The organism is Photorhabdus asymbiotica (genome assembly GCF_003634575.1).
Taxonomy (GTDB): Bacteria; Pseudomonadota; Gammaproteobacteria; order Enterobacterales; family Enterobacteriaceae; genus Photorhabdus; species Photorhabdus asymbiotica.
The window spans coordinates 288525-302010 of record NZ_RBLJ01000005.1 but is presented as its reverse complement, the minus strand read 5'-3'; the positions used below and the strand labels follow the sequence as shown (position 1 = coordinate 302010).

Here is a 13486-nt window from a genome sequence, read left to right as displayed (position 1 = left end):
AGTCTTTTGTTTTATAAGGGATCTTTTTCAGTACAGTTAACTTCAGTTGATAAGTTAACCGGTTATTCGGCTTTGCAAAAACCTAAAATTGTCGAAGATCCTTAATTTGTTGATCGAATGAGGATGTAAGGTAAAGGGGATTGTTTGTCTCTGATAGAGATAGGTACATCTGTAAAAAAACAAACAACATATTTTTGCGTACTACATCGCCGTTAATGCAACAAGACCCGAATGAATAACTATTTACTTGACAATAGAGATTGTTATAAACATGGTATAAAGTTGTTCTATTCATCATTAATAAACATAATTATTTAGGTTAACTATATGAAAGAAAATATAGATAAGTTGCTTTCAAACATCGCAATTATGGAGCCACCCTCAGGGCTACAGGATAAACTTGCTCTTGCAAGACAAGAGAATAGAAAACTGACGATAAAATTAGGCTTTGATCCAACTGCACCTGATTTACATTTGGGGCATTCGGTTGTATTACAAAAGCTTAAAGATTTTCAGGATGAAGGACATCGGATTGTTGTGATCATTGGGGATTTTACGGCTGGAATTGGTGATCCGACAGGGAGAAATAAGCTTCGTCCTCCACTAACACTTGAACAAATTAATAAAAACAGTCAGACTTATATAAATCAGCTTGCAAAAGTTATAAATATCGAAAATATTGAAATAAGGAAAAACTCAGAATGGTTTAGTAATATGCCATTCAGTAATGTCATAAAGTTAATCTCTAAAATTACTCTTGCACAAATCATGCACCGAGATGATTTCAAAACCCGATTTGAATCAAAATCACCAGTCCATTTACATGAGATTATTTACCCGATTCTACAAGGATATGATTCAGTTATGATTGATGCTGATATCGAGCTTGGTGGAACAGATCAGTTATTTAATAACTTGGTAGGGAGAACACTTCAAGAAGCCTATGAGAAAAAAGGGCAAATAGTAATAACAATGCCATTATTAGAAGGGCTAGATGGTATTGAGAAAATGAGTAAGTCAAAAAATAATTATATTGGGTTAACTGATAATGCAAATGATATGTATGGCAAAGTAATGTCAATTCCTGACAGTGTCATTATCAATTATTTGACACTTGCTACAGACATGGAGGCAGAAAAACAATCTGCGATAGTCAGTCAACTAGAACTGGGCCTTAATCCAATGAAGGTCAAAAAAGATATCGCTTATAATATTGTTAAAAGATATCACGATGACATATCTGCAAAGGAAGCAGCTGAGCATTTTGAGCGTGTAGTACAAAAGCGGACACCTGAAGAAGCTGATCATGATGTATTGATTTTACCAAAAGGCTCTTATATAACACTGCTAGATCTTTGTTCAGTAGCCCTGCCAACGATAAGTCGTTCTGAACTAAGGCGGCTAATTCGTTCAGGAGCTGTTCGTGTTGATAAAAGTAAAGAAGATAATGAAATTAAAAATATTGAGGTTATCCCTGGCATGCTTATATGGATAGGTAAACGATATAAATTCCGTATTGATGGTTGAAGAAATATTATTAAAGTAGTGGTAAAGAGGGTGTATCAGGTTTTGTTATTTTTATTAGTTTCTTTTTCCTGATACCCACTACTGTGGGGGGCTGAGTGCCTATTTCTTTGCGCCAAAAATTCACATCCTCAAAAACATCAAGAACAAGTGGTAAATGGCCGTCTTGTGAATAAAGGCTACCGCCTGGTGTTAACCATGGATACAGATATTTGAGACAGTCGCGAGTTGATTTTTGAAGATCGACATCCAGATAGATTGCAGCTATTGGTCGTGACCAATTAGCTAAGGACGTTTCAAACCACCCTTTAATAAATGTACATGAACTGATATTACCATATTTTATAATATTATTTTTTACTTCTTGAAGAGAACCTGCGAAATCACCTTCCCTAAACACTGCTTCTCTTCCTTCAATACTAATGCCATGAACTTCATTATGAAACGGAAGGCCCATAAAAGAATCACAAACAACAAGTTCTCTGCCTGTTAACTTAGCAGCCAGGCTGAACTTGGCTGTACTTGAGCCTTTATAACTTCCTGCTTCCACGATACAACCCTCTCGTGAAGATGGTATTGATAATATTTCTTTGATAAAAGTAAATATATCTTCTGTGCTGTGTGGGCTGATGATTTTTTTTGAAATCAAATAGTGACTGTCAACAAGGCTTTGTTTATCCAATTCGGATAAATTTAATGATTTATCCTCCATGAAGTCTTGAATAACGTAGTAGTGTGGATCTTTCCCCTCACTTATCAACTTTTGTATCATCTCGGGGGAAAAAGGGATAATTTCTTTTTCTGGTTTCATAGTTATCTAGCCTCAGCAAATTCAGAAAGGACACCATAATACGGATAGTCTGCATCTATTTTCTGGAGTAACTGAACAGTTCTCTCCTGTACTGAGGCCAGTGTTGCGCTTTCTGCTAATTCTTCTGCTTTCAGCTTCTGTAGTGAACACCATGAAAGCGCTTCATTTAGCCTATCATTTGAAGTATATTTTATTACTCTATTAATATATTCTTTCCTTAAGAAGAATTCACAATTAATAAGAGCATAAAGCTCATTTAACTCTTCTTTAGATATAGCTTCAGCTACAGTAGGTAAACCATATGGGGCAGAAGTTCCAAATATCTCAGGACGTGGTCTAATATTCATTTTCGTTCCATCGTTACCTAACTCTTGCAGCAAAGGTATTCGCCGCAAGGCTCTGCGGTATTCAACAGTGCCTATATCTGGTGTTAGTATTGCTGTGGCTAGGAAATATATAGGTAAAGCTAAAACTCGATCTAAATCAGCTAAGATGCTTTCAACTGTGTCATGAGGTGCGCCAATGATGTATCCGCATATAACTCCGATACCTGAGCTATTTAATGCATTTACCGCATTTATATTCATTTCTACGGTGGTCGCTTTGTTGTAATAATTTAGGCTTCTCTGGTCTAACGATTCAACCCCTAAAAAAACTTTTTTGCATCCGGCATCGTACATTCGGCGAGCAAGTGCTGGTGTTATTACTTCTGATCTTGCATTGCAAGTCCATGCAATATTAAACTCTAAAAGCAAATCAAGAAGTTCATGTAAATTTTCATGTTGAAGTAGATCGTCATCATGAAACTGAATTGAGTCATGACCGAATGTTAAAAGGTGTTCAATATCTCCTGCAATTAACTCAACTGGTCGGGAAACGAGCTTCCCATGTATAAGATATGTTGAACAAAACGTACAGCGAGCTCGGCAGCTTTGTGTACAAATATAAATTTGTTGCGATTCTCCTACCGCTTTCCACCATCTTTCCCGGGACTGCCCAGCGAAGCTAGTATCATTCTGTATTAGTTCATAGGAAAAGGCTGGTGAGGGAATATCCTCAAGAGATTTATCAAATACGACTTCTCCCATTTGAACTTTACCATCCAACATGAAACACAAACCACGCGCTTCGTTCCCCATGCCAAATTCAGGATGTAGGAACAGCCTAAGAACATGCCTTAGAGCATTTCCTCCTTCACCTCTTGCTACAAGATGCACGAAATCAATTTCAGGAGCTACGGTTGGGTGTGCCCCTCCAACCATAATGCAAACTTCTTCGGGGTTAAGATTGGACAGCATATTCTTTGTCCTTTCAAATGCTAGTGAATACAGGCTGACCAATACAAATCTCGCTTTTGATGGCCTTAACCAATCGCTTATGGCTTTTGCCAGCTCAACGTCATCTGTAAAATTATCCTCATCGAAATATTGTATCTCAGGTTGAAAAGGTATACGGCCACGTTCAAAGTCCACTTGAGCGGAACGAGCCAGATTAAGCAATCCTAGCGAAGCATATCTGGCGGCATATTTATCCTGCCTTTTATCTGTTGCTCCTAGTTGCGTCGTACGAAAGCCATGATGAACGAGGGCAAGCCGTGGGGAGCCGCCATCGATCGAAAACGTACCAGAGTCGCGAAGTAGAGAGAGATCTAACATTCGTTTCTCCTCATGCGCATAAAGGGCTGGGATCATTTTTATCCCAGCGATCGAATTTTGGATGAGGTTGCCCGGCTAAGGTTTGTCTTGCAAAGTGCCATGATTCGACCCAGACCTCATAATCAGATAATTCTTTCTCAGGGTGAGATTTACTTCTCGCAATAAAACCAGGAAACCATCGTCGACCTGTCGGTTGACCAGTAGGGCAATATCGCAGATCAAGACTCCATCTTCCGTGCGTGCTGATATTGGATAAAGATGCATGTATCATCAGTGGATGAAGGAGCACCATGTCTCCTGGTTTCGCTGGAATAGGACGTATGTTTTCACCTATCAGTGAATCGGGAATTCCTTGTAAAACAGGGGTATCACAATGGTGCACAAGTCCCTTGGTGTGACTTCCGGGTATCACAACCAAGCAACCATTTTTTTCGGTTGCTTCATTCAGGGGTAACCAGACACTCAACATATCTGTATTATCAGCGTCCTGGGTCACAACTGCTAAATCCTGATGCCAAAAGGTTTTTCCCGTTAATGTAAGTGTGTGACTTTGAGTTTCATCTGTAATTTGTGCTTCGGGTGGTTTAATGCGCATGTGTTGTACGGGAACTGAATAGATTTCAGACCCAATAATATTTTCTACTACGTCAAGAATTGTCTGGTTTCTCAAGAGATTGAATATTGCCTCTCCTAAATGTACCGGAGAGTCCTCCTTAATTTCGGCTTCCACCGGAAGCGTAATATCAAGCTCCTGAAAACAGTTTCCGTCAGTTTGCTTCATTAACTGTAAAAGCCGATTTTCTTCGGGTGCATTTTTATCATAACTTGTAATAATTCCTTGCCCCAGCCATTGATTGGCAAGTTTATTTGCAAGTTCACCGTATTCTTTTATAACCGGTAAAAGATCTGTAACTGGATTAAGAACATTACGTATAACAACATAACCATCATTCCTGTACTGATCGATAATATTTACACATTGATTACTAAGCATTTTTTATCTCCCAAACGAAATAAATTGTAGAGTGGAAACTTTAATAAGAATCACTCCTTTGGTTTCAAAATTTTGCTCGAAACCTCCTGAAGCTCATAGAGGGATTTAGGTATATTTTTTGGTGTGTAAATAGCAGGAGAGGGGCCACCGAAGCGGGCGTATGTGGCAGGATTACCATGAAGGTGATGGACATATGACTCCATGGATACTAGCTGGCTTCCTGTATATATCGGGAAAGCATCAGCTGCCCTGTATTCAAAAATCAACGTTTTTCTTGGTTGCTCTGAAACATTAGGAGCCGAACGGTGAGGAGTAAAAGGATGCAAAAATATTGTACCTCCTGCTTTAGCTGCTAACGTAACAGGCTGACCATAATTTTCTTCATCTATTTCTTCTGTAATCATCCCGGCAAAAGAGCCATCAGGAAGTGAATGATCGAAAGATCGCGTATGTTGACGTGGCAAAACTTCCAGGCAGCCATTTTCAGAAGTAGCGTCATCCAGATAAATAAGTACACCAACAAGATCGTCATTAGTATGTGGGAAATAGGTGAAATCCTGATGCCATTCTACAGCAGCGCCGACTTTTCGTGGCTTCATGTTAAGTTTACTATGTTGCAGGGCTATATCCTGGCCTATCAAAGATATAACATGCCCGAGAATCTGTTCTGAAGTGGCAATTCGTCTGAACTGCTCATGTAACTCAAAGGGATTAAACAATCTTCTTGGCAGCCAGAGACCATCAACTTGAGTATTTTCGTATTCAATAACTTGGGTGGCTGTTTCATGATTTTCGACATCTCTGATGATATTTTGAATGGTCGCTTCCAAGATGATCAAATCTTCTTCGCTAATAAGAGAAGGAATAAGAAGAAACCCCTCTTCTTTATATTTCTTTATTAGTCCAGGTTCTAATCTATTTATATCAGAACACATTTTTCTTTCCATATATAAAATAGTTTTCAAGAAAATAACAGATGAAAGATTATATTCAGGCCGAGCTGTGAATACGTAAAAACTGGCGCTGAAAGAAAAACAGCACCAGATATGAGCATTATGATGAACTATACCAGTGTCATCCCGAGAGTAAGTGTCACACTCCTGATAAATTCCGTGGTAACACCACGTCGACCTTCCAGATCGATAACTGAGCTTGTGCCATATTTTGGACAAAGTTCATAAAGCAGATCTGGGGAAATATTTGCACCTAAGGCTTTCAGAACAGCCGCAGCGGTTTCAGGCTTGAAATTCATACGTGCAGCATGTCCCGGCAGAGCAGCACGGATTTTCTGGAAGGTGTACTGATTCTCGTTCAGAAAGGACTGTAGATTAAAATCATTTACATGGGAAAGGGCATTATCAAAATCTGTTACTCCCCTTAGAGCCAGCAAGCTGACATCTAAGACATGATAAGTTGCGATAAAAGAAGGACCAACTTGAGACTGTATTTTTGCATATTGTAATGTTTTAAGTTCATTGTGGATCTTATCAGCAATATCTGGTGAAAACTCTAACGCTAGTGCAATATTTTCTAGTTCTTCCGCAGACAGGGCAAACATCACTCCCTCCCAAGAATCCGTGAGTTCCATTGCCTTAGCTCTGATAGCATCTGCATTGTTTGATATACGACACAGCTCATTCTGGCTTACCATTGCTGAACTGATGATATGGTTTGTACTGATAGTTTTAGCATGAACGTTTTCCATAATTTTCTCCTAAATGACATGATCACAATACGGAACATTTCATATGAAAATACGGGTACAACATATAACGCTACAACTTGCATAAAATGATTCAATGCTCTCGGTATAATGCGGTTTAAAGAATAAAAAATTGATACAGGTTATGATAAATCATAATTGATTATAAGAATTTTAAGTTGCCACAATGCAACTAGTTACGTTGTATTAATCAATAAAAATATATAGAGCAGGAGGCGAATACCACACATTCTAATAACAACATTCTTATAGAAGATCAATCAATTTTTTATAAGATTTATTCTCATTGTCGAAGCTTGATGTCATTTGGGATTTTTTATTTTTAAATATCAGCAAGTTAATGTTAAAATTATAATTTTGACTAAAAGTGCTTTTTATGACAACTACATTATAACCCATTGCATATAAAACATTTAGAAAATAACAGTAATTGTGCTAATTTCTGGATGGATATGTCTAGAAAAACAATACCGAAAATTAATTAATATTATCATTAATTAATTTTTTCTTCCTAATAATTTTCTTTAGAAATGGCTTGCAGACTCTACAATCGCAAGTAATACTTACCACTGGATTTTATCTTGTACGTTATATTCGTATTGAAAAGATATCAGCTGATGGTAGTCGGAAAGTAATCGAGGGTGATTATTTTTCTCATAATATTAGCGAAAATAAAGAAAAATCGCCATATTTAAGGTCTTTTCCATTTGTTTTAAGGGTTTTCGGCGGTATTACCAGGAATTAATAACGGATTTATATGTTATTTTAGAAAGTATTTATGGTGTTCATAATGATAAAAAATATATAGACCATTATATGAAAATAAACTAAGGGAGAATTTAATCAATATCATGAATTATAATATTAGTTTATTACATGTATTTAAAAACGAGAGAATAGTATCTTTTTTTCTCTTTTCATCATTATTGTTAACGATTGGCCGCGGGGCATCACTCCCTTATTTAGCCATATATTTATCTGTAGAGCTTAATTTTAGTCCTGTTATTGTTGGATATATTATATCTTCATCTATGGTATTTGGAATAATAACCAGCTTAATTGGAGGTATGCTTGCTGACAATAAAAAATTCAAACTTCCTATTCTATCCTCACTTTTGACTTTTTTATTCTGTTTTTTAATTTTTCCATATTTTAAAAATAGTATCCTTATTTCTTTTCTTCTCGCTCTTGTGAACTTAGCTTACTCATTATTTGAGGTGCTATTAAAGAGTTATTTTTCTGATTATTTACCACAAAGTATTAAGATAAGATTATTTTCTTTAAACTACACGCTTATTAATGTAGGGTGGTCCGTTGGTCCATTAATTGGTGCCTTGCTTTCAGGTTATAATCATAGTTTCCCTTTCATATTGTCTGGTCTTACTGCATTGCTCCCGATGATATTTATTATAATATACTATTCTTCATGTTTTCACTCCTTGCCTATATTATCTCAGAGGAATAATAGATTATTGGCAGATACCATCAGTAATATAAAGCCCTTAAAGAATCATTTGCTTTTTCTGATAACGATTTCATCAGTACTCGGGTCTTTTGTATATGGTAGTACCATTAGCTACTTATCTCAATATTTAATTGTTTATACAAATAAGGAGTTTTCATATACAGCTATTGCTGCAATGATGGTAACAAATGCTATGGTTGTTATAGGATTTCAATATCATGTTGGAAAGTATATTAAAGATGATTATATCGGAAGATGGCTGACGGGAGGAGCAATTTTTTTTATCCTCGGTATTTTTGGTTTTATCTATTCTGAACAGAACTTGATTTATTGGATAATTGCAATGTTTTCTTTCTCGTTGGGAGAGATCATTTTTATCCCTGTCCTTTACGCGCTTACTGATAGTATAGCACCTGAGGGATTCAGGGGACATTACTTCGCAATACAAAACCTAGGCAGTTTAGGTGCAGCGGTCAGTCCTGTTCTGATGGGATATTTAATTTCATATTATAAATCCCCTTATATTTTTCTCATTCTGATCGTCACAATCTCATTTTCTTATTTTATCCTCCTAGTTGTAAAGCATGCTTATATAAAACAATAGTAATTATTTTTCATTTTACACTTTCTTTGGCTTAGATCTTTTAACCTATTCACTAGTGATATTTATAGCGGCGAATAAGGCCGCTCAATGGAGGGCGATAATCGGTGATCGCTATCATATTTTCCCATAGAGGCGGTGTCTTGATACAGCGCCCACAAGGCAGTGAAGTTAATTCTGAGGGCAGGGCGTAGCATGGGCACATGTTTATCAAACGTTTCAGCCGCTTGTTGCAAAAACTGCATATTCCATGATGTGGAAACCAAAGAGGTTGATGGCATAGCCAACAGTACCCAACCATTGTTAGCATAGGCTTCTTCCTTGATGGCAAATAAAGTTGAGAATAACAATGGCTGATCTGTTTTGGCAGACTTCTGATGGAGATTCGCGTGATCTTGTGCTGCTGCACGGATGGGGGCTGAATGCGGAAGTCTGGCGTTCCATTGAAATGCGATGCGCTCCGCATTTTCGGTTGCATCTGGTGGATTTACCGGGCTATGGCCGTAGCCAGAAATATGGCCCGATGAGCCTCGCGGATATGGCGGATGAGGTCTGGCGACATGCCCCTGAAAATGCGCTGTGGCTCGGTTGGTCGTTGGGAGGGTTGGTTGCCAGTCGGATTGCGCTTGATCATCAGGATAAGGTTGCCGGATTAATTACTGTGGCTTCTTCACCACATTTCAGTGCAGAAGGTGACTGGCCGGGGATTAAGCCGGAAGTTTTGAGCGATTTCGAACATCAACTTAGTGAAGATTTCCAGCGTACCGTCGAGCGTTTCCTTGCTTTACAGACGATGGGTACAGATAGTGCCCGTCAAGATGCAAGGCTACTGAAATCAGTTGTACTGGTGCAGCCGATGCCTGCTGTTGAAGTGCTGCATGTTGGTTTGGAAATTTTGTGTACTGAAGATTTAAGAGAATCTTTGGCTGCGCTGACCATTCCATTCCTGCGGATTTACGGCTATCTGGATGGTTTGGTGCCAAGAAAAATTCTCAATATCTTGGATGAAAAATGGCCGCGTTCGGTTTCAACCATAATGCGTCATGCCGCTCATGCACCTTTTATTTCTCATCCTGATGAGTTTGTTGGGTTATTGACTGAATTTGTGGGTAGAGAAGCATTATGAGTTTGATGAGTTATTAAAATGGTCAAGTATCCGCCGCGTGGATGCGGCGGTTTAATTAATTTTTTCGTTGCATAAGTGAAAAAATGCTGATTTTGTCGGTGAACTGACGCTATCGTGGGTGTTAGTACGCATAATTTTTTGAGTGATTTTATTGGGAGCATATCTGTGCTTGTTCCCTATAAATAGATAGCTTGCTTCGCTCACAAAAGTAATCTATTTTGATTACTTTTGGTGTGCATGTTAAAGTAGTAAATTGAATGGATTAATTTTATGTTTTCAGCAAACATTATAAGAGCGGCATTTAAGGAGCTTTCTAAGTTACCTGTTGGTCTCAAAGTTTCAATGATTGAGGCCATTGAAGAACTAGAAGTTGCTGGAACAGATTTAAAAGAGCCTAAAGTTAGAGACATGGGAAAACGGGCTTAAAGAGTTAAGAGTCAATGCTTCTGAGGGTATTGCGAGGGGGTTTTTCTTTTTTGCAGTTGGACAACAGTTTTATGTTGTTCATATACTGCAAAAGAAAACCCAAAAAACGCCGAAGAAATCGATCGATCTAGCAAAACCAACGAATGCAAGAGATTAAACGGAGTCTTAAAAATGTCTGATAATGATTATGATATTATCCCGTTTTCTGAAGCTAAAACGCTTCTCTTAGAAGACGCCGCGACTCTGGAAGCATATAACGATATCCAGATCCGCAAGGCGTTGATGAAACAGCTTAAAGATGCACGTAAAGCGTTACATCTTACTCAACAAGATGTTGCTCAGAAGATTGGTACACAGAAACAAAACATTAGTCGTATGGAAAATGGCAAAAGTGTGCCAAATTTGGATACTTTAAGCCGTTACGCTGCCGCGCTTGGGGGAAGATTTGTTTTCCAAATGCCGGTAAGTTAACAGACTGTATGTGTTTAGTTGTGGCTTATGACCCTTGGACCAACAGATTGTTGATAAACCCCACTTTAAAAAATAGGGTTTATCCCAGACTAGCTATAATATGATTAGCCATTCTATAAGATGACTAATGCCCCCCAGCAATCCTATAAACCGCCGTATCACATTTCTGTGCTTCAGGACATTGTTTGCAACCGCCGCTTAGGCAGGCAGTTGCATTAATCTTTTCCAATTTGCCCATTACGGTGAGCTGTTCAAGCATCGCTTCAACCATCGATAATGAAGCAGAAAGCTGGTGGCTCAGCAATTTAGCATCTGCCCGTCCATTCAGAGCGACGGCATCCCTTACTTGTAACAGGCTAATCATTTTTAACTCCTAGTGACAGTTTCCACTGGAGCAGTGGCAGTTATTTCCCGGGTTGCTGATTAATTTCATCGTTACACGGCTGCGTGCTCGGCGCAGGAAGTAGAACACCAGCGCGTTAAATGTAATGACGGTCAGAATAATGATCAGGCTGCTTTGCGAATGCTGTGAAAAAGTCACCATCTGGTAGAACAGGGTTGAAATTGAATAAGCTACGTTCAGCCCCCACAGAATGGAGAATGTCATCCAGCCACGGCTGGTTTCACGGGCGATAGCTCCCATGACAGAAACACAAGGGACATACAGCAGGACAAAAATCAAATAACTGTAAGCAGAAATGGCAGAGCCGAATTTGGTACTCATTGTTCCCATTGAACCGCTGTCCATTTCACCGTCACCTTTGCTGGCTTCAATTGGGTTGGAAAGTACGCTCAGAGTGAAGGTATCTTTCAGGCTATCCCAGGTTTCGTTAACAGCATCTTTCAGTTCACCAAGTAGGTTGAAACCATCTGCATCAAACGGTTCATTAGTGATGCTTTCTGCGGTGTATAAGGTATTGAGTGTCCCGACAACGACTTCTTTTGCCATTGCGCCGGTTATCAGACCGACTGTTGCCTGCCAGTTATCTGAGTGAACACCGATTGGCTGTAATACAGGTGTAATGGCTTTGCTGACCGAAGCCAGAGCGGATTCGTTGATGCTATCCACAGCTTGGCCTGAGAAAGAAAAGCTGTTAAGGGCGCCAATAAACATACTGGCGATAACGATCACTTTGCCAGCACGGATAACAAACCCTTTCAGGCGCTGCCATGCTTGCAGAAGCAGGGTTTTCAGATGTGGAATATGGTAAACCGGAAGTTCCATAACGAAGGGTGAAGCTTCACCACGCATAATGGTGTATTTCAGCATCAGGCCAGTCAGGATAGCCACTACAATTCCCAATATATAAAGGGAGAAAACAATGGTTGCACCGTTTTTGCCAAAGAACGCCGCAGCGAATACGGCAAAGATGGCCAATCGTGCACCACAGGACATAAATGGTGCCATCATAATGGTGATCAGGCGTTCACGTGGTGCATCCAGCGTTCTTGCTCCCATTATTGATGGGACGTTACAACCGAAACCAACAATCAACGGGACAAATGATTTGCCCGGCAGCCCCAGGACTTGCATCAGACGGTCCATAACAAACGCCGCTCGTGCCATATAACCGGAGTCTTCAAGGAAAGAGAGGAACAAATACATCATGCCGATTTGTGGCACGAGTGGTAGCACGGTGTTGATACCGCCACCGATACCCTGCGCGAGGAAAACTGTCAGCCATTCAGGAAAGCTTAACGTATGACCAAGCCATTGAACGCCGTGAATGAAAATAGCAATAGAACCACTGTCGAAAATGGGCTGTAATGCACCACCGATATTAATTGCCAGCACGAACATTAAATACATCACAATCAGGAAAATTGGCACGCCCAACCAGCGGTTGAGGATAATTTTATCGATTGCTTGTGTGAGTTTGTTTGGCATGGCTTTTTGGGTGTCGATCACTGCCATACATAATGCGTTGATACCTTGATAACGTGCATCGGCAATGACCAGTTCAGGTTCTTCATGTTGCTGTTGTTGTAAGCATTCTTTGGATTCAGCCAACATTGAAGTAGCAAGACCGGAACGTCCCAGACTGTAAATATCCCCTTCGAGCATCTGAAGTGCTAACCAGCGGCGTTGTTGAGGATTAAAATTGTCTGAAATTGCTCCAGACAGCTTGTCAACTTCCTGTAATAGACTGTCGGGGTAGCGAATCAGTGGCTGCCCAGAATTCTGTTTATGATGGTCTATTGCTTGTTTCAGCTCATTTAGCCCGGTAGCACGTGTTGACACCATTGGAATGACCGGACAGCCAAGGCGTTGTTCCAGTTCGGCAATATCAATTTGGATATGTTGATTTTTAGCAATGTCCAGCATATTCAGAGCAATAATGCATGGAATGCCTAATTCTAGTAGTTGCAGTGTTAGGTAGAGATTTCGTTCAAGGTTAGAAGCGTCTACTACGTTAATCAGCATGTCAGCATCACCGCTTAGAATATAGTGACAGGCTATCTGCTCATCCAGTGATGTTTGTTCGGAAATCGTGGTGAGAGAGTAGGTTCCTGGTAGGTCAACTAATTCGATTTTATGATCCGCAGTGATAAAACGGCCCGTTTTCTGTTCTACCGTGACGCCCGCCCAGTTGCCTACACGTTGGCGGGCACCAGTAAGTTGGTTAAATAATGTTGTTTTGCCGGCATTGGGGTTGCCGATTAAGCCAATGGTGAGTGCTTTCATGTTT

General features: G+C 39.6%; 12 protein-coding genes and 1 pseudogene. 5 read left to right on the top strand and 8 right to left on the bottom strand.

The genetic code is table 11. The features are described from left to right. The first annotated feature begins 327 nt into the window (after window positions 1–327). On the top strand, window positions 328–1527 hold the full coding sequence (gene tyrS, locus BDD30_RS21075; RefSeq protein WP_012776334.1) for a tyrosine--tRNA ligase: 1200 nt from the start codon (window positions 328–330) through the stop codon (window positions 1525–1527). A 10-nt stretch (window positions 1528–1537) separates the two neighbouring features. Here the strand turns inward: tyrS and BDD30_RS21070 are convergent, their stop codons facing one another. From BDD30_RS21070 to BDD30_RS21050, 5 genes are all read right to left on the bottom strand, one after another. Continuing rightward, a complete protein-coding gene (locus BDD30_RS21070; RefSeq protein ID WP_012776335.1) occupies window positions 1538–2335 on the bottom strand; it encodes a TylF/MycF/NovP-related O-methyltransferase in 798 nt (265 codons plus the stop codon). A gap of 2 nt (window positions 2336–2337) precedes the next feature. Next, window positions 2338–3990 (bottom strand): B12-binding domain-containing radical SAM protein, encoded by a 1653-nt coding sequence (locus BDD30_RS21065; RefSeq protein ID WP_012776336.1) that lies wholly within the window; start codon window positions 3988–3990, stop codon window positions 2338–2340. A 10-nt stretch (window positions 3991–4000) separates the two neighbouring features. Beyond that, the gene (locus BDD30_RS21060) at window positions 4001–4984 is read right to left on the bottom strand and encodes a phytanoyl-CoA dioxygenase family protein (protein WP_012776337.1); all 984 of its coding nucleotides are present in this window, start codon (window positions 4982–4984) and stop codon (window positions 4001–4003) included. A 50-nt stretch (window positions 4985–5034) separates the two neighbouring features. Continuing rightward, window positions 5035–5931, bottom strand: a complete 897-nt coding sequence (locus BDD30_RS21055) for a phytanoyl-CoA dioxygenase family protein (protein WP_081461546.1) — start codon at window positions 5929–5931, stop codon at window positions 5035–5037. A 116-nt stretch (window positions 5932–6047) separates the two neighbouring features. After that, the gene (locus BDD30_RS21050; RefSeq protein ID WP_041381453.1) at window positions 6048–6689 is read right to left on the bottom strand and encodes a hypothetical protein; all 642 of its coding nucleotides are present in this window, start codon (window positions 6687–6689) and stop codon (window positions 6048–6050) included. Window positions 6690–7558: 869 nt separating this feature from the next. Between BDD30_RS21050 and BDD30_RS21045 the strand changes: the two genes are divergently transcribed. After that, window positions 7559–8776: an MFS transporter gene (locus BDD30_RS21045; protein ID WP_012776340.1), complete on the top strand. Its 1218-nt coding sequence runs from the start codon at window positions 7559–7561 to the stop codon at window positions 8774–8776. Between the two features lie 62 nt (window positions 8777–8838). Here BDD30_RS21045 and BDD30_RS21040 read toward each other — a convergent pair whose 3' ends face one another. Further along, window positions 8839–9123 (bottom strand): hypothetical protein, encoded by a 285-nt coding sequence (locus BDD30_RS21040; protein WP_012776341.1) that lies wholly within the window; start codon window positions 9121–9123, stop codon window positions 8839–8841. Between BDD30_RS21040 and bioH the strand changes: the two genes are divergently transcribed. The 3 genes and pseudogenes from bioH to BDD30_RS21025 all read left to right on the top strand — a co-directional run bounded on the left by bioH (window position 9123) and on the right by BDD30_RS21025 (window position 10796). Then, window positions 9123–9899, top strand: a complete 777-nt coding sequence (gene bioH, locus BDD30_RS21035) for a pimeloyl-ACP methyl ester esterase BioH (protein WP_012776342.1) — start codon at window positions 9123–9125, stop codon at window positions 9897–9899. The two genes, BDD30_RS21040 and bioH, sit on opposite strands and share 1 nt — an antisense overlap. 270 nt (window positions 9900–10169) lie before the next feature. Further along, a pseudogene (locus BDD30_RS21030) lies at window positions 10170–10504 on the top strand (type II toxin-antitoxin system RelE/ParE family toxin). Continuing rightward, window positions 10497–10796, top strand: coding sequence for a helix-turn-helix domain-containing protein (locus tag BDD30_RS21025; protein WP_012776343.1), 300 nt, complete (start codon window positions 10497–10499; stop codon window positions 10794–10796). Before BDD30_RS21030 ends, BDD30_RS21025 begins: the two are co-directional and overlap by 8 nt. A gap of 124 nt (window positions 10797–10920) precedes the next feature. Here BDD30_RS21025 and BDD30_RS21020 read toward each other — a convergent pair whose 3' ends face one another. Together BDD30_RS21020 and feoB are read right to left on the bottom strand one after the other, a co-directional pair. Then, window positions 10921–11160 (bottom strand): FeoC-like transcriptional regulator, encoded by a 240-nt coding sequence (locus BDD30_RS21020; protein ID WP_012776344.1) that lies wholly within the window; start codon window positions 11158–11160, stop codon window positions 10921–10923. Window positions 11161–11169: 9 nt separating this feature from the next. Next, a complete protein-coding gene (gene feoB / locus BDD30_RS21015) occupies window positions 11170–13482 on the bottom strand; it encodes a Fe(2+) transporter permease subunit FeoB (protein ID WP_012776345.1) in 2313 nt (770 codons plus the stop codon). Window positions 13483–13486: the final 4 nt, after the last annotated feature.

What these genes read in the sequence shown, in the direction of transcription:
- feoB (WP_012776345.1), bottom strand. Translation starts at nt 13,482, where the DNA reads ATGAAAGCACTCACCATTGGCTTAATCGGCAACCCCAATGCCGGCAAA.
- bioH (WP_012776342.1), top strand. Translation starts at nt 9,123, where the DNA reads ATGGCTGATCTGTTTTGGCAGACTTCTGATGGAGATTCGCGTGATCTT.
- BDD30_RS21060 (WP_012776337.1), bottom strand. Translation starts at nt 4,984, where the DNA reads ATGCTTAGTAATCAATGTGTAAATATTATCGATCAGTACAGGAATGAT.
- BDD30_RS21050 (WP_041381453.1), bottom strand. Translation starts at nt 6,689, where the DNA reads ATGGAAAACGTTCATGCTAAAACTATCAGTACAAACCATATCATCAGT.
- BDD30_RS21020 (WP_012776344.1), bottom strand. Translation starts at nt 11,160, where the DNA reads ATGATTAGCCTGTTACAAGTAAGGGATGCCGTCGCTCTGAATGGACGG.
- BDD30_RS21070 (WP_012776335.1), bottom strand. Translation starts at nt 2,335, where the DNA reads ATGAAACCAGAAAAAGAAATTATCCCTTTTTCCCCCGAGATGATACAA.
- BDD30_RS21065 (WP_012776336.1), bottom strand. Translation starts at nt 3,990, where the DNA reads ATGTTAGATCTCTCTCTACTTCGCGACTCTGGTACGTTTTCGATCGAT.
- BDD30_RS21055 (WP_081461546.1), bottom strand. Translation starts at nt 5,931, where the DNA reads ATGGAAAGAAAAATGTGTTCTGATATAAATAGATTAGAACCTGGACTA.
- BDD30_RS21025 (WP_012776343.1), top strand. Translation starts at nt 10,497, where the DNA reads ATGTCTGATAATGATTATGATATTATCCCGTTTTCTGAAGCTAAAACG.
- tyrS (WP_012776334.1), top strand. Translation starts at nt 328, where the DNA reads ATGAAAGAAAATATAGATAAGTTGCTTTCAAACATCGCAATTATGGAG.
- BDD30_RS21045 (WP_012776340.1), top strand. Translation starts at nt 7,559, where the DNA reads ATGAATTATAATATTAGTTTATTACATGTATTTAAAAACGAGAGAATA.